The sequence below is a fragment of the Metapseudomonas resinovorans genome (assembly GCF_002003485.1).
Classification (GTDB): domain Bacteria; phylum Pseudomonadota; class Gammaproteobacteria; order Pseudomonadales; family Pseudomonadaceae; genus Metapseudomonas; species Metapseudomonas resinovorans_D.
The window spans coordinates 23,372-40,337 of record NZ_BDMA01000021.1; the positions used below are offsets into that span (position 1 = coordinate 23,372).

A 16,966-nucleotide genomic window follows, 5' to 3' on the forward strand; every position below is an offset into this window, starting at 1 on the left:
ACCGGAACGGCACACCCCCATGGCCAAGCACAACCGCAACCTCGGCTACCAGGCCTACCTGCACTGCCTTGCCTTTGCCCTGCTCGCCCTGGGCGTCATCAGCCTGGTCGCCTTCTCGGGCAGGGTCCATCCGGCGCGCTACGAACTGGTCCTGCTGCCCGACAGCGCGCTGATCACCCTCTTCGCCGGCAGCGCCCTGCTGTGTGCCACCCGCGCCTGGCGCCGGGCCTCGTGGCTGACGGGCCTGGCACTGATCGTCCTGGCCGGCTACAGCCTCGGTCACAACGTCCTGTCCGGTGGCAGCGACCAGGGCCGCTCGCTGATCAGCGGCTACTGGCGGATTCGCAGCGAGCTGGCGATCGTCGCCTGCCTGTTCGGCCTGGCGATGCTCCTGGCCGTCACCCGCCAGGGTGGCCGCTGGCTCAGCCAGCTCTGCGGCATCACCCTGATCGGCCTGGCCCTGCTGTCGGAACTGTCGCTGCTGGGTGCCGGCCACGGCCTGCCACGCTTCGCCTTCCGCCCGGAAACCGGTCACGTCACCAACCTCCTCATCGCCCTGCTCGGCAGCGCCATCCTGATGCTCTGCGCGCTGCCCCAGGACCAGCCCAGCCTGCTTAACCGCCGAGCCGTGGTCACCGGCATCCTGGGCGCGCTGGCCACCTGCATTGGCTGGTTCCTCCTCAGCCTGAACGAGATTTCCACCCTCAACGCCCACAGCCATCAGCTGCTGCTGCGCGCCCAATCCACCATCGAGAACACCGTTACCGTGCGCCGGCAGCTCGTCCAGCGCATGGCCGAGCGCTGGCAGACCCTGGAAGGGATGCCGCCGGACAGGCTCTGGCAGCAGGAAGCCGACAGCTACCTGAGGGACTTTCCCAACCTCAACCTGATCGCGGTACTCGACGCTGACCTCAAGCCGATCCTGCAACAGGGTCGCAGCCGCGTGGCGAACGACTGGCTGACGCGCTTCCTCGCCCAGGCCGAACTGCGCGACTGGCTGCAGCAGGTGCGCCAGGGCCCGGCCGCTCAAATGAGCCCGGCGCAGAGCTTCAGCGCCGCCGACAACAGCACCCTGGTGGCCACGCCCCTGCAAATCGCGGGTCGCCCCCGGTCGCTGCTGGTGGCCAGCCTGGACATCAGCGCCACCCTGGACCGTCATCTGGGACGGGAGCTGGATGGCTTCGTCCTGGAAGTCTTCGAGGGCTCCAGGCGCATTTACGAATCCGGCCTCGGCCGCGATGGCCGCAGCCTGTTCCCGGTGGGCCAGCAGTTCACCGACCTCGGCCCGGAAGGACGCTGGCACATGCGCACCTACCAGGCGCTGCCCCGCAGCGATTACGCCTCGGTCTACCTGCCACCGCTGTTCATGCTGTTCGGCCTGGGCTTCACCTTCCTGTTGATGGTCAGCCAGAGCTTTTCCCGGCTGGCCATCGAACGCAGCCAGCGCCTACGCGAAAGCAACCGCGAACTGGAGCTGAGCCTTCAGCACCAGGCCCGCCTGCAGACGCAGAACCAGCGGATCATGGATCACTCCATGGATGTGCTCTGCTCCATCGACACCTCCGAGCGCTTCACCCAGGTCAGCCCCTCCTGCCACAGCGTGCTGGGTTACCGGCCCGAGGAAATGATCGACCGTCACTACACCGACTTCATCCTCAGCGAAGACCGCGAGCGTACCCGCGGCGAGATCGAGGCCATCATCCAGGGCGAGTCCTGGGACGCCGTGCGCAACCGCTGTAAGCGCAAGGACGGCAGTGTGGTGCACCTGCTCTGGTCCGCCGGCTGGTCCGAAAGCGAGCGCACCCTGTTCGCCGTGGCCCACGACATCACCAGCCTGGTGCGTCACGAGGCCTATGCCGAGGACCAGCGCGACATCCTCAGCATGATCTCCACCGACCAGCCGCTGGCGGAAATCCTCAAGGCCATCTGCCTGATGAGCGAGACCCTCGACCCCGCCGCCCTGTGCTCGGTCCACCTCGTGGACGGCGATCACAAGCGCCTGCGCCAGGGCGCCGCGCCAAGCCTGCCGGATGCCTTCAACCAGGCCCTCGACGGCCAGTCCATCGGCCCGCTGGCCGGCGCCTGCGGAACCGCTGTGTTCCGCCGGCAGATGGTGGTCAGCGAAGACATCAGCGAAGACCCGATCTGGCACGAGCATCGCGACCAGGCACTGCGACATGGCCTGCGGGCCTGCTGGGCGATCCCGCTGATCTCCCACCATGGCGACGTGCTCGGCACCTTCGCCGTCTATCTGCGCCAGCCGTGCTCCCCGGACGACGAATCCCTGCAGTTGATCGGCACCGCCGGACAACTCGCAGCCATCGCCATCGAGCGCCAGAACGATCGCCTGCGGCTCCTGGAAAGCGAGCAGCGCTACCGCTCCCTGTTCATCTTCAACCCCGACCCAGTGTTCTCCCTCGACCGCAACGGGCGCTTCCTCAGCCTCAACCAGGCGGGCTGCGAGCTGATCGACTTCAAGGCTGAGGAACTACTCGGCGAGTCGTTTTCCCGGCTGGTGCTCGACGCGGACGTCGAACACGTCCGCGAGCATTTCCGCGCCGCCCTGAAGGGCAAGGCACAGCGTTTCGAGGTGCGCTGCCATGACCGTGCAGGCGGCTTGCTGGAGCTGGACATCACCCACCTGCCCATCGTCGTCGAAGGGCAGATCGTCGGGGTTTTCGGCATTGCCAAGAACATCGGCGAACGCAACCGCATGACCCGCGCCCTGCAGGACACCCTGGTCCAGTCGGAGCGCAAGGCGTTGCTCCTGCACGGTCTAAGCGACACCGCGCTGCGCATCGGCGGCATCCTCGACACCCGCACCCTGCTGGACTTCATGTGCGAGCAACTGCGCCTGCTGGTGGGCGCCCACCAGTCCCTGATCGATCTCGGCGACGGCCAGGGTCCGGGCGCCTTCTCGCTATCGCCCAAGTACCAGGCCTGGCAGACGCCGCAGCTGCCCGCCGAAGGCGTCGCGCTCTATGCCCGGACCTGCGTCGGCAACCAGCCGGTGCTGCTGACGCGCGCCGAACTGGATACGGCCGGCGACGCGGGCAGCGGCCAGCTGCCACTGCAGGGCTGGCTGGCGGTGCCGCTGATCGACCACGGTGGCCGCCATCTGGGCCTGATCCAGCTGTCCGACAAGTTCGACGGCGACTTCAACCAGGACGACCTGGCGATCGCCCAGCAATTCGCCCAGATGGCTGTGGCGGCGCTGGAAAACATCCGCCTGGTACAACAGGTGCTTTCCGGCGAACAACGCCTGCAGGAGCAACTGGACTTCACCTCGGCCATCACCAACAGCGTCGGCGAGGGCCTGCTGGCGGTGGATCGCCAAGGGCGGCTGAACTTCGTCAACCCGGCCGCCGCCGACCTGCTCGGCCAAAGTCCGGATGCCCTGCTCGGCCAGGCCCTGATCGACCACCTGCCACTGGACCTCTACAGCGCCCCGGCCACCAGCGGCCGCCATGGCGAAGTCAGCCTGGGCGGCGAGCGCCATATCGCCTACGACTGTGCACCGCTCCTGCACGCGCAGGCCCTCGGCGGCTGGGTCATCGCCTTCCGCGACATCAGCCGCGCCAAGGAGTCTGAGAAACAGCTGCGAATCCTCCAGCGCAGCATCGAGGCCAGCTACAACGGCGCGATGATCTGCGATGCCACCGACGAAAACCTGCCGGTGGTCTACGTCAACCCGGCCTTCGAACGCATCACCGGCTACACCGCAGCCGAAGCCATGGGGCGCAACTGCCGCTTCCTCCAGGGCGCGGACCACGAGCAGGCCGGCATCGCCGAGATCCGCCACGCGTTGGCGGAGAAGCGTGAAGTCCACGTGGTGCTGCGCAACTTCCGCAAGGACGGCACGCCCTTCTGGAACGACCTCTATATCGCCCCCGTGCCCGACGAGCACGGCGAGATCACCCACTTCATCGGGGTGCAGAACGACATCTCCGAACAGAAGCGGGTGGAGTCCGAACTGGCCTACAACGCCAGCCATGACGTGCTCACCGGCCTGCCCAACCGTTCCCTGCTGGAAGACCGCCTGCGCCAGGGCTGCCAGATCAGCCAGCGCTACCAGCGCAAGCTGGCGGTGATGTTCATCGACCTGGATGGCTTCAAGCCGATCAACGACTCCATGGGCCACGGCATTGGCGACCAGATACTGGTGGAAGTGGCGCGACGGCTGACCCAGCAGGTTCGCCCCGGCGACACCGTGGCGCGCCTGGGTGGCGACGAGTTCATCCTCATCCTGCCGGACCTGGCCCGCGAGGAAGACGTGCTGCAAGTGGCCGAGCGGGTCATCGACTGCATCGCCCGTCCCTACCCCATCGCCGGCAGTGAAATCCACATCACTGCCAGCCTGGGCATCGCCGTGAGCGAGAAAGGCATGCAGCAGCCCATGCAACTGATCCAGCAGGCGGACCTGGCGATGTACAAGGCCAAGCAGCAGGGGCGCAACTGCTACCAGTGGTACACCACCGACCTGGAACAGAAGGTCAGCGAACGCGTGACCCTGCGCAACGAATTGCAGAAGGCCCTGGAAGCCAATGCCTTCATGCTCTACTACCAGCCGCAGATCGACGGCCGCAACGGCCGCGTCACCGGCTTCGAAGCCCTGCTGCGCTGGCAGCACCCGCTGCTTGGCTTCATCTCGCCGTCGCAGTTCGTACCAGTGGCCGAAGACACCGGGCAGATCATTCCGCTGAGCGAATGGGTGCTCGCCACCGCCTGCCGCGACTGTCGCGAACTGCTGGACCGGGGCATGACCGGCACGGTGGTAGCGGTGAACATCTCGGCGGTGCACTTCCAGCGCAACATCTTCGTCGACAGCGTGCGGCGCGTCCTCGAAGAAACCCGCTTGCCGGCCGAACTGCTGGAACTGGAGATCACCGAAACCGTGCTGCTGGACAACGCCGAGCGCGCCATCGCCACCCTGCAGGCGCTAAAGGCCCTTGGCGTGCGCCTGTCGATCGACGACTTCGGCACCGGCTTCTCCAGCCTCAACTACCTCAAGCGCCTGCCCATCGACAAAGTGAAGATCGACCGCGCCTTCGTCCAGGAAATCATCAGTGACCGGCATGATGCGGCCATCACCCAGGGCATCATCTCCATGGCCCACCACCTGCGCCTGCGGGTGATCGCAGAAGGGGTGGAAAGCGAGTCCCAATTCGCCTTCCTGAAGAAGAGCCACTGCGACGAGTTCCAGGGCTACTACTTCGCCCGCCCCATGCCCTTCGAGCAACTCGACCAGTTCCTCCACGAGCACCACAAGAGCCCGGCGTCCTACCTGGATACCCGCTCCGGCACCAGCAACACGCAGACCCTGCTGCTGCTGGACGACGAGGAAAACATCCTCCGCGCACTGACCCGCGTGCTACGCCGCGACGGCTACCAGATACTCACCGCCACCCGCGCCCAGGACGCCTTCGCGCAACTGGCCAAGCACGACATCCAGGTAATCCTTTCTGACCAACGCATGCCGGAAATGAACGGCACCGAGTTCCTCAGCCGGGTCAAGGACCTCTATCCCGACACCATTCGCATCGTGCTGTCCGGCTATACCGACCTGAAGTCCGTCACCGATGCCATCAACCAGGGCGCCATCTACAAGTTCCTCACCAAGCCCTGGGACGACGACCAACTCCGCGCGGTAATCGCCCAGGCCTTCCTCCACCACAGCCTGGCCAAGGCCAAGGAAGAGAGCGCGACGGTGGAGGAAGACGGGGAATGAGGAAGTACAACTACGCGGACAGGGTTGACCGCTGTGGCAGATTGGAGGCGGGATCGTCGACCGCAGTAAACATCCACGTTCGTAGAACGTGGACTTGCTCTTGGCCCCCTGGAAGGGAGCATCTCGGTGCCGCTTGGCAAATCGGAGCCTAGAGAAAATCCGGGAGTACTGGCGGGACTTCTCCCCAAGCTCCGCTGCGACGAGACTGACCACGACGACGTAGCAACGTAGGATGGGTCGGGCGGCGTTCCGCGAGCCTGCGATACCCACGCCGTTTGGGGCCGATGGTATCGCTTCGCTCCACCACATCCTACGAACGTCGTCCAGATTCCCGGGCAGCCCAATCGTCCAGGCAAAGCCGATGACTCATGACCACGTCCTCAGGACGTGGTTTCCCAAGTTCAAATGACGTGCGGCGAGGTCGGCAGCGGCCGTCCGGTGACGGGATCGAGTTGCCTGGCTGCAAACGCGCCCACAGGTAATAGGTCGCCACCCGCAGGTCCTTGCAACGCTGGGTAAGCAGCTTCTCCGCCAACTGCGCCACCAACTCGGCGTCGGCGCCCGAGAGCCGATTGACCTCATCGCGCATGCGTTGGAAGTCATCGTCGTAACCGGGGTCCTCGCCGACCGCCGACTGCTCGCCGATGGGTTGCAGCCAGGTCTCCCAATCGGGCGCCCGGCGCCGCGCCAGTACCAGCGCGTCCTGCGGTCCAAGGCAACTGGTGGTGAGTGCCGACAGGCTCATGGCAGGTCTCCTGACTGCGCCAGTGGTAACGAGACCGCATTGGCGTCGAGAAAGATTTGCGCCGGCAGCTGGAAGCCACGCAGTTTCAGCAATGCCAGAGGGCCAGGACCCAGGTCGCTGCGCAGGTGCCAGGTCAGCCCGAGGCCGTCGGGGGCATCGAGCGTCAGGCGGTAGTGGGTTTCGCCATCGTCCAACGCGGTGACCCGGGCTCGCTCCAGCAGCCGGATCAGCCCCCAGGTGCCGGGGTAATCTCCGAATAGTCGCTCGCCGGTCTGGACGCTGGTCCAACTGAGGCGTGCGCCGGGGTGATCGTTCGCACTGGGCCAGTCGAAGCGTTGCCAGCGCTCCCGCTGGTTGAAGTACTCCAGGCGACGGCCATCGAGGACGAGGGTCGTCTGCACCACGTTGCGCACCGGCTTGGCCCGCAGGTCGAAGCCGATGCCCATGCCACCGTCGGTGTAGAGCACGTCGGCCAGGTCGGTGAGCCGATTGACCGCATCGAGGAACTCGGGGTTGAAGCGCAACCCCGGGCTGTGGGTGCTCTCGGGCACCCAGCGGTTGCCCTCCTTGCGCAGCACACCGCCCAGTTGCCGGGCGAGGAACTGGTCGATGCGCCCGCTATCGGCGCGGATCATTTGCCCGAGCATCGGCAGGGAGGCATCGCTGCCGCCGGCGGCGAAGGGGTAGCGGCCGGCGAAGGCGCCGTCCCAGGGGGCGACGATCGCCCGTTGCCAGTGTGCGTTGAGGCCGGCGGCCGAGGGTTGCAGGATGCGCCGCCAGGCCTGGTCCAGCGGCTGGACGAAGAGCGTCTGGCCGAAACCTCTCCACTGGCTGCCGAGGCTGGCGGCGATCAGGCTGCCGTAGGACTGGGTGTCGGTAAGGTCGACACTGCGCCCTTGGAATACGGTCTGTGCCAAGGCCTGGATCATCGCCTGGGGATCGGCGGCGGTGCTCACCTGCTGCAACTTCAGGCGCACGCGGGTGACCCGGGTGAGGAAGGCCTGCAGGCTCAGGCGAGCCTCGCCGGCCAGGGGATCCCCGCCCTTGCCGAGCAGGGCCAGCAGCGGACCGAAGCTGTCGTCCAGCGGGCCCTCCGGAGCCAGGGCCTGCTGGTCGATGACCGAGGTCTGGTCCTGGCCGATGAGCTTCTGCGCGGACTGCACCAGCGAACCGCCCAGGGCCTGCCGGCGGACGCCGGCCTGGCCCTGGTAGGCCAGGGTGTTGATCAGGGCGATGAGCGGGGACTGGCGCACATCGGCCATCAGGGTGAGCTGGTCGATGGCGTCGGCGAGGCTGTCGGCGGGCTGCCAGCGCAGGCTGTTGAGCATACCCAGCCAGGCGTTGCCGTAGTCCTGGAAGTAGCGCGCGGTGAGCCGTTCGCGCAGGGCCTCGGGGGTCAGGTCGGCGGCGACCTGACTGTGGTCGTCGCTCAGTACCCAATCGATCTCTTCCCGGCGCGCGGAGGCCGCCTCGTCGATGGCCTGGCGCACCTGGCCTTCCCAAGCCTGGCGGGTGAAGACACCGGCCACCTCGGCGGCGGTGGAGAACAGCATCTGGGCGTCGGTATCGCCGACCAGCTGCTGCAGGCCCAACGGCGGGTACTGGTTGGCCGCGGCCTCGAGTATCGCTTCGTAGAGACTGGCTTCGGCATTGTGCCGGCCGAGCTGGCCGAGCAGCACCTGGCGGGCCTGGGCGATCAGTGCGGCGTCGGCCTCGATGCGCCAGTCGGGATGCGCCGCCAGTTGCTCGGCGTAGAAGCGCCAGAGGTTGGGCGCGATGCCCTGCCAGACGCCGTCGCCGATGCCGGCGCGCTCGGGCTCCAGGACGGCGAGGGTCTTGCCGAGGAAGGCCGCGTCGGTCTTTTCCGGCCGGGCCAGCATCAGGTAGGCCTTGAGCGAGGCATGGGCACCCTGGACATGGAGAGCGCGCTCGGGGCTGCCCGGCGGCAGGGCGAGCAGCTCGCGCAACCCGCTTTCCAGCCTGGCCGCCGCCGGGTCGCGCAGCAGACGGTGGTTGGCCGCCTGGTAGCGCGGCCAGAGCGCGGCGAGCAGGGCGTCGTTCTGGTTCAGGCCGAAACTTTGGTACCAAGGCACGCCGTGCCGAGCGCGGTGGTCGAGGCGGTCGAGTTCGTGGACCAGTTCGTTAAGGGCGAGCAGTTGCTCGTCGCCTTCGTGGGGCTGGTCGAGCACCGCCAGGGTGTTCTGCAATTCGGCGATCTGCGCCCGGTTGCCGACGAAGGAAAGCAGCAGGCCCAGGCCCCAGAGCGCGGCCAGGCCAAGCGCCACGGCGGCGCCGACGCGCGGCCAGGTCCAGCCCTGCACCCGTCCACCGGGATGCCAACGCCCCAGTACGCCTTGCCAAGCGGGGTGGACTATCCATGAGTGGTCCGGCGCGGCGGCGGGCGCGGGTAACGGCTGGCTGAACCAGAGGCCGCGCAGCATCAGCCCGGGGCCACGCCGCAGTTGCGCCCAAGCCTGCTTCCAGCGGGCGATCCCCTCGACCTGCAGGTCATGGGCGAGCCGCAGCAGTGCATCATGGCGATTGTCCACCTGCATCCGCGCCAGCCCCTGCTCGCGCAGGGACGGCAGCAGGCCGTGCAGGTGTCGCTCGAGCTCGCCGACGCGGGCCCCCGGCGGCAGCGCGCAACCCACCGGCGTATCAATGGCCGGCTGCGCCCAGTCGCTGTCGTGCACCTCCCAGAGGTGCACCGGCGCCTCCCAGTGCAGGTGCCGCGCCAGCGCCTGCAAGCGGCGCTGATAGCGATCCAGGTACGCGGGGTCGGTGCATTGCGCCGGGCTCAGGGCCCAGACGATGCCGTCCAGAGGGCGACTTCGGCGTAAGGACAGCAAGAGATCAGGCATGGCGGTCTGGCCGCCGGAGAAGCTTTCGCTCAGCAACAGCGTGCCCTGGTCCTCAACCCAGCCCGCGTGCATCAGCAGGGGCGCAATGGCCTCGACTTCGCGCACATGCCCCACCACCAGGTAGATGCCGACACGACGCTTCCAGAAGTGGCCGTGGCGCTCTCTGAGCGACTCCGTCAATCCATCCAGGGCATGCCGGTGCCCGGAGGCCTCCTGCGCAGCGCCGGAAGACGTCTCGATATCGTCCGCCAGCACCTGCCGGTAGGACACCGCTCCGACCCGCTGCCCCAATACGTGCTGAGCGACCAGCAGCACCAGGAGCAACACGGTCGTCGCGGCCGTGACGACCATCCAGGTGAATTGCATGCCAGACCCGTCATCCACCCCCACCAGCTCCGGAAAACGCCAGAAGACAAGTTCGAGCGACAGCCCAATCGCCAGGACCAGCACCATCAGCATCCACATTCGACGAGACAACATCGATACATCCTTATTCCGATTCCAACATCGCGACCGGTGTCACGACCGAACACCACAGCCCAGCCTCAACAGCACCACCACTCACAATGAGCTGCGGCCTCTCCCGTGTACGCGCACTCTCCGCTGCTGCAGCAATGGCGACCCAAGGCGTAGCGGAGCCGCACGCCCCCAACGAAGCCTGCAGGTCATGCAGACCCTGGCCGAGCTGCAGCGGCACCGACAATTCAAGAAAGGCCTGGACGACCCCGGCCTGACGCGATTGGCCGATACCCGTCAGCCAGGCATCCCCAAGGGCATCGGCATCCATGGGCACCCATTCCAATGCCTGATGGATTGAGCGCCGCAGCGAGTCGGCAGTCGTTTCGCGTTCCTGCTCGGGACGATGCAGATAGGCCACGGGATGGAGAAGCGACCGTGTTCTTCGGTTGCCTAGCAGCAGGCCCACCGCGACCTCTGCCGTGTCATCAGGGGGAGACGGGGCAATCCGGGCCGATACCACAAGCAGCAGCGACGGATCCTGGCTGCAGGTGTCCAGCCAAAGATCGATGGCCGAGAGCCCGTGATGACTGAACGGCGTCAGCCTCTGTCGAAGCCCCTGCTCGGTCCACACCTCTTGCCACAGGGAGAATGTCCGTTGCGGAGCGACCGGGCTGTCGATATCCAGCACTAGCGCCACAAGTTGCTCGGGAGGCAGTGCCCAGATCGCCTCGGCCAGGTCAGCCAGCACCATCCGGTAAACCTGCTCCAGCAACCTCTCATGGTCGAGCGACCCCACCTGCGTGCCCCGCTCGAGCGACAACCGGCTGTGTCGGCAAGCCTGCTCCGGCAGGTCCCGCAGAGGCTGGGTCTTCAAGGCGCTTTGATCGCCGAGAAGCGCCTGGTGCTGCTCCCGCCCGGAGCTATCCGCAGGCCCGCGCAGCGCAGTATGGAGGCTGGTCGCAAGAATCTGCTGGGAACGCCTTCCCCGCCGCAACCTTGCGCGCCAATCCTCTTCGCGTGCCCTGTCCCAGCCATCGGCGGCGCTTACGACGCCCACGTGCACCAGGCACCTCAGGGCGATCGAGACGGACCACAGGGCAAACGGCAGCCCCAGCGCTTGCCGCCAGAAACGCTGAGCATCCTGGCGCAGGAGTTCGTCAGCGAACGCCAGCGTTACAAGAAATCCGGCCAGCAGGGCAATCACCAACAACCCCAGCCATAGCCAGGGACGAGGTGAACGCGGGCGCACGGCCAATGGCGGGATATTGTCCAGTCGGACCGGCATGGCTAGCTCGCGGTGGCTTCGGGCAACGATGTCAACAGCACGCAGCCACAGGCACAGTGGTGACCGTGGAACGCCACGGGAAGGCCATGGTCCTTGAATACGGGGTGTCCCTCTGCGACCACCGTCGCCCCATGTCCGGGGAGCGGGCACATGACGGGGTCGCCGACCCGCGCGGCGCCAATCCCCCGGAACTTCATCGTGGGGGAGCCGGCCAGAACGACACCCCCGCCCGTATTCTTGTCGCCAACTCGAATGACTCCCTTCATGGGCAAGCTCCTGAAGACTCAGCGTTATAGGTCTGTGCATAAGTGGGAAAGGCGGCGTTGCGGCCCGCAGGACCAGGCACAAGGATCATCGGGGCACGCCCTCGCGGTAGTGCATCGAACGGGTCAGGGCCTGGATGCGCGGCATCACCGTTTCCGGTGGCGGGGTGTGCTCGGTGAGGTCGTCGATGCCCTTCTCGAAGGTCTGCACCTGGATGGCCAGCATCGGCATGGAGGTGCCCGGCCCGCCGATATGGGCATGGCCGAACCAGGCTCGCTCCTGTTCGCCGCCTTCCGGGGTGGGCGTAAGGTGCCAGCCGGTGAAGGTGGACAACCACTTGCCGAAATAGACCTGCTCGATCAGGTTGACCCGCCGCCATTTGCGGCGGTCGAAACCGGGGTAGTAGTCGGTGTCGTAGAGCCCCATGGTCGGCTCGGTGGGATCACCCGCGGAGGCGGTGAGCAGACTGACGATCACATTGGGCGTGCGGGTGAAACGCAGGCTGTTGCGCAGCTCGTAGGGGACCTTGCCGTCGTCGGCGATAAAGCCATAAGGGAAGCAGATGCCCGGCTCCTGCGGCACCTCGTACAGCGCCCGGGTGCGAAAGCGCCGGGTCAGGTCCTGCATATAGGCGGCAGTCCCGGCATCGGGACGGCTGAAGACGAAGTAGTAAACCCGCAAGTCCCGCCACAGCAGCAGTCGAAATGGAATTTCTTTACCACCCAGGGCATAGGCATCTGGAATGCCCAGGTCGTGATCTAGATTTTGGCCAGGGGAATATCGGCTTCGACTTCGCGAATTTCTTCCTCGACATTCTTGATGAACTGGCTGGTATCACCCGGGTCCTGCTTGAACATTTCGATGCGGAACTTCTTAATCTCGATTTTCTTCCTTAACTCCTCCTGATAACGCTTTCCTTTCCCTCGGATATAGTTCACAGCGCTGTCAAACTCCTCGCGCGTGGTTGGGGCCGTGACGTAGAAAATTGCACGCTGCCCATCCACGCCATGAGTGCCCCGCTCCCAACGGCCCGCGACCTTGTCGGTAAAACCATGTCCTCCCCCTTTCGCATTGGATATCTGGGTCACATCACCGGCGGGAAACACCGCCCACTCGATCTCTTCCTGCACATCAAAGGCCACTCGCCCCAGGCATTCCTGGCGGGCGGAAGCGGCCTGGGCTAGGGGCGCAAACAGCAGAGGCAGCAGCAGAATCAGCCGAGTCATCGGGGCACGCCCTCGCGGTAGTGCAATGAACGGGTCAGAGCCTGGATACGCGGCATCACCGTTTCCGGTGGCGGGGTGTGCTCGGTAAGGTCGTCGATGCCCTTCTCGAAGGTCTGCACCTGGATGGCCAGCATCGGCATGGAGGTGCCCGGACCGCCGATATGGGCATGGCCGAACCAGGCTCGCTCCTGCTCGCCGCCTTCCGGGGTGGGCGTGAGGTGCCAGCCGGTGAAGGTGGACAGCCACTTGCCGAAATAGACCTGCTCGATCAGGTTGACCCGCCGCCACTTGCGCCGGTCGAAACCGGGGTAGAAGTCGGTGTCGTAGAGCCCCATGGTCGGCTCGGTGGGATCGCCGGCGGAGGCGGTGAGCAGGCTGAGGATCACATTGGGCGTGCGGGTGAAGCGCAGGCTGTTACGCAGCTCGTAAGCAGTCTTGCCGTCGTCGGCGATAAAGCCATAGGGGAAGCAGATGCCCGGCTCGGGCGGCACCTCGTACAGCGCCCGGGTGCGAAAGCGCCGGGCCAGGTCCTGCATATAGGCGGCTGTGCCCGGGTAGGGCTTAAAGGCGAAGTAGTAGACCCGCGAGTCCCGCCAGAGCAGCAGGTGGAACGGAATCTCCTGACTGCCCAGGGCATAGGCATCCGGAATGCCCAGATCGTGGTCGTAGATCTTGGCCAGGGGAATCTCGACTTCGGTTTTACGGATTTCTCCCTCGATGCTTTTGATGTCCTCCAGGGTGCTGTAACTACCGGCTTGCATTCGTTCAATTCGATACTTGTCGATCTCGATCCTCTTCCTTAACTCCTCCTGATAGATCTTCAGGCGCCCCCGGATATAGTTCGCAGCGCCGTCGAATTTTTCACGCGTAGTAGGAGCGGTAACGTAAAGGACAGCATCGTGCTCGGTGCCATAGCTACCCCGCTCCCAACGGCCCGCGACCTTGTCGGTGAAGCGGTGCCCCCCGCCTCTCGCATCGGCAAGGCGCGTAACGCGCTTGTTGCTAAACACCGCCCACTCGATCTCTTCCTGCACGTCAAAGGCCACTCGCCCCAGGCATTCCTGGCGAGGTGAACTGGCCTGGGCCAGGGGAGCGAACAAGAGGGGCAGCAGCAGGATCAGCCTGATCATGTAGTGGTGTCCTCTGGAGTGTTTGCCTGAGCCATGCGCTGCTGCGGGGAATCGTCGAGCTTGTTGGCCAGGATGCCGAGGTGGATGCCGGAGTGGTTGCGCTCGCCCAAGGTCCAGCGGGTGGGCAGTGCGGTGATAAAGCCCTCAATACCTCTGGGGGGATCGAAAGTGCGCGCCTGTTGCAGGGTGTCCGAGCGCCAGAAGGCGTACTCATGGGGCAGTGGCCGTAACTGCTGACCGCCCAAGTTTCGCCTCAGTACATCCCGATAGGCCCAGGTCGGCCAGACCGAAGCGGGAAAGCCTTTATCGTAGGGCGGCGGCAATTCCGGGGTCAGTTGGGTCTGCACCGGGCTGATGTTCTGGGGAATGAAATCAAAGGCCTGCTCGTAAGCACGGCTATTGGCCTGGGCCACCCGCTGGATCGCCTCCCAGGTGCTGGGCGCCGCCGGCTTGTCCAGCACGCTTTCCAGGGCGCTGGCCGGCTGCACCGCGTCGGGGCGGCTCTGGGCCAGGCCGAAGTGCTTCTTCCACAGGTCCACCCGCAGCTGATGGATGGCCTTGCTCACAGCCTGGGGCTGCTGGCAATCCAGCGACACCGTTGTGGGGGTGCTGTCGCGGACGATGACGGCCAGCTCCGAGTCGCGCTCGCCCAGCAGGCTGCGGTCGTTGATATTGGCGCTGCCAAGGATGGCCATCCGGTCATCGGCGATCAGCAGCTTGCTGTGCACATAGATCTGCTCCGTCACCACCCGGTCGTCGAGCGTGGCCCAGGTGCGCAGGTTGAGCAGGGTGAGATAGCGCCGCCAGTCCTGCTGGGCGTAGAAAGGCACACCTTGGTCATCTTCGCGTTCGATGGCGGCCATGGCCTCCAGGTGCTCGACCTTGTCCTCGAGCAGGGCTGTGAGGGCCATTTGCCGCTGGATGTTCCGCACCAGGCTGTGCTCGCCGAAGAACAGGCTCTGCTGGGTCAGGTGGATCTGGTTCATGATGTTGAGGGTGTCCAGCGTGCCCTCCGGGTGCACGGGCAGGACGAGGTAGACATGAAAGGGCTTCCTCTCGTGAATGGCGCGTCCGATGCGCGAGGCAAGATCCACGCCGAGGGTGTTGAGCACGTTGTCCTGGAGCGGGCCCAGGCGGCTGGTGATCCAGCCCTGGCCATTGTTGGCCAGTACGCGTTTCAGCCCCTCGACAAAGGCTCGGGCCTCCTTGCCCGGCTTGCGGGCGATCTTGTCCAGTTCGGCCCAGTTCAGTTTCCAGATGTCCTTCTGGTCCAGGGCCTCGTCGAGGCGCACGCGCGCGACCAGCTCCTGGTTCAGGCTGCGGTGGTCACGCAGGGTGGCCATGGGGCCGGAGAACGCATCGATCTGGTCGTCACCCAACTCCCCTTCATCGCCAAAGTCGCTCTGAAAAAACTGGTTCTCGATATAGAGAAACTGCTGGGCGCTGGAGATGGCTTGCCGCATGGCCTGCAGGCAGTTGTCCTGCACACCATGCTCGGCCAGGCCCGGGGGCAACACATGGCGAACGTCCGCCAGTTGGCGCCCCCTGGCCTCTTGCTCGGTGAGCCTGGCGGAGGCGCTGCGCAGCACCTGCACGCTCATGCCGCCGCTGGCCGGCGCAGGCGCCTGGGGCACCAGGCTGGCGTTGATCCATTGGGGCTTGGGTTTGGGCGGAATGATGTGGCAGAGGGCAATTGGCGGCAGCCGCGTCTCGACACTGATGTAGTCGGCCACGTCGTTCAGCCAGGTCATCACCGCCGCCACCGCCTTGCATGCCTTGCGCCCGATGACGCTGTCCTGCACGGCGGGGGTGTCTGCCAGGTAGGCCTGCTGGCTGTTCCAACGGTCGATGAAGTTGCGGCTGAGATCATAAACCGAGGGCCCCTCGATGCGGCTGTGCACGTCTTGCCAGGGCATGCGCGGCTGGTCGGCCGCCAGGGTTCCATAGTCGGGCGATGCCAGGGGTTGCGGCTTGGTGTCGAGGAACGGGTAGGGCTGCTTGTGTTCGCCGACCGCTTCCCGCAACAGACCGTGCAACAGCCAGAAGCTGCCGATGGCCAATTCGGATACGGGCTTCACGAAGCGCTCGGGCAGGTCGCTGAAGCTCTTGCCGCCGATCAGGGCGAAGACCTGCCCCAGTTCGGTTTCGTTCATCCAGCGTTCGATCAACAGCAGGCTGCGGTAGTAGAGGCTTTCACCCAGGTTGTGGGTGGTGCGGCGCAGGGTGTCGACCCACTGCTTGAGGTCATCTCTGAACTGCTTGTCCGCCACCTCGTCCAGGTGGTTGACGATCAGGCTGGCCAGGGCGCGGATCAGGTTGATTTGCACCCTGAGCCGGGCATCCGTAATGGCGCCGCCGGCCTCGCCGACTGCCTCGCCCAGGCTGTTGCTGGCGCGGCGCAGGTAATCCAGGGGCTCCAGCATGGGGCTGGAGAAAAAGTCCGCCACCTTTGCGGCGCCATTGAGGGCGGTCGCGCGGCTGGGCAGCAAGGGAACCATAAGCGGGGGGCGATTCCGATGCTTGTCGTACTTCCGAACCTGCACGCTTAGCGAGGGCTTGGACAGGTCGAAGAGCGTGGCCATGACCAGCCCCCTGGCGCTGACATGCTGGTCCATGGCCATCCGGCCAAGCTTGGGCAGGCCGGGGTTGTAGGCGTCGTTGCCGAGCCGGGTGCTGGCATCGAGGCTGAAGTCGTTGTCGTCACGACGGCCATAGGCCAGGTCGATACCGCCGACGTAACCGATGCGGTTGTCGATCACCACGGACTTCTGGTGATGGGAGAACGCTACGCCCAGCCCCTGCATATCACTCTGCTGCACCGCCGACGTACAGAAGGCCCGGGGCGCGCCCGGCAAACCGGCATTGAGATGGAGCATGGCCAGGAGGGTTTCGAAGTCATAGGTGCCCAGGCTGCCGTTGGGGCTGAGCCAGGGCATGACATAGACCTTGAGGCTGGTCTCGCGCACCAGTGCCTGACGCAGGCACTGCCAGAGGCTGCGCTTGCCGTCGAGCAGTACGTCGTAGTTGATCTGCCAGCCGGTGATGAAGATGCACTGGGCGGCACCGTCGATGGCCTTGGCCAGGTCCTGGTAGTAATCCTCGCCCGTGGTGAAGAAGCGCACCTGGTTGCCGGATCGCTTGGGCGCGAAGGCCGACTGGGTGATGAAGAAGTCGGGGGCCGAGCAGGCAGCGTAGGCTTTGCCTTCTTCAGTGTTGATCTGGTTGAGTTCTTTTTCACGAATGCCGTTGTAGGGTGTCCGCTCCATGG

Annotated in this window: 8 protein-coding genes and 1 pseudogene; 1 reads left to right on the top strand and 8 read right to left on the bottom strand. The window is 65.5% G+C overall.

Annotated features, from left to right (window positions below; all coding sequences use genetic code 11):
• Positions 1-19: 19 nt before the first annotated feature.
• A complete protein-coding gene (locus tag MnOB_RS29410; protein WP_077523559.1) occupies positions 20-5,728 on the top strand; it encodes an EAL domain-containing protein in 5,709 nt (1,902 codons plus the stop codon).
• Positions 5,729-6,158: 430 nt separating this feature from the next.
• On the opposite strand, the pseudogene MnOB_RS07370 reads toward MnOB_RS29410, so the two are convergent.
• The 8 genes and pseudogenes from MnOB_RS07370 to MnOB_RS07400 all read right to left on the bottom strand — a co-directional run.
• A pseudogene (locus MnOB_RS07370) lies at positions 6,159-6,473 on the bottom strand (type VI secretion system ImpA family N-terminal domain-containing protein); the annotation flags it as partial.
• Positions 6,470-9,814, bottom strand: a complete 3,345-nt coding sequence (locus MnOB_RS07375; protein ID WP_077523563.1) for an ImcF-related family protein — start codon at positions 9,812-9,814, stop codon at positions 6,470-6,472. The pseudogene MnOB_RS07370 and the gene MnOB_RS07375, both read right to left, overlap by 4 nt.
• Before the next feature lie 10 nt (positions 9,815-9,824).
• Positions 9,825-11,078 (bottom strand): hypothetical protein, encoded by a 1,254-nt coding sequence (locus MnOB_RS07380; protein WP_077523565.1) that lies wholly within the window; start codon positions 11,076-11,078, stop codon positions 9,825-9,827.
• Between the two features lie 2 nt (positions 11,079-11,080).
• Positions 11,081-11,344, bottom strand: coding sequence for a PAAR domain-containing protein (locus MnOB_RS07385; protein WP_077523567.1), 264 nt, complete (start codon positions 11,342-11,344; stop codon positions 11,081-11,083).
• 85 nt (positions 11,345-11,429) lie between these two features.
• The gene (locus tag MnOB_RS28775) at positions 11,430-12,023 is read right to left on the bottom strand and encodes a T6SS immunity protein Tli4 family protein (protein WP_234358214.1); all 594 of its coding nucleotides are present in this window, start codon (positions 12,021-12,023) and stop codon (positions 11,430-11,432) included.
• A 77-nt stretch (positions 12,024-12,100) separates the two neighbouring features.
• The gene (locus MnOB_RS29185) at positions 12,101-12,568 is read right to left on the bottom strand and encodes a hypothetical protein (protein ID WP_234358215.1); all 468 of its coding nucleotides are present in this window, start codon (positions 12,566-12,568) and stop codon (positions 12,101-12,103) included.
• Complete coding sequence (locus tag MnOB_RS28780) at positions 12,565-13,698, bottom strand: T6SS immunity protein Tli4 family protein (protein WP_158713777.1); 1,134 nt, start codon at positions 13,696-13,698, stop codon at positions 12,565-12,567. The genes MnOB_RS29185 and MnOB_RS28780 overlap by 4 nt, the downstream gene beginning before the upstream one ends.
• Positions 13,695-16,964, bottom strand: coding sequence for a phospholipase D-like domain-containing protein (locus MnOB_RS07400; RefSeq protein ID WP_077523569.1), 3,270 nt, complete (start codon positions 16,962-16,964; stop codon positions 13,695-13,697). The genes MnOB_RS28780 and MnOB_RS07400 overlap by 4 nt, the downstream gene beginning before the upstream one ends.
• Positions 16,965-16,966: the final 2 nt, after the last annotated feature.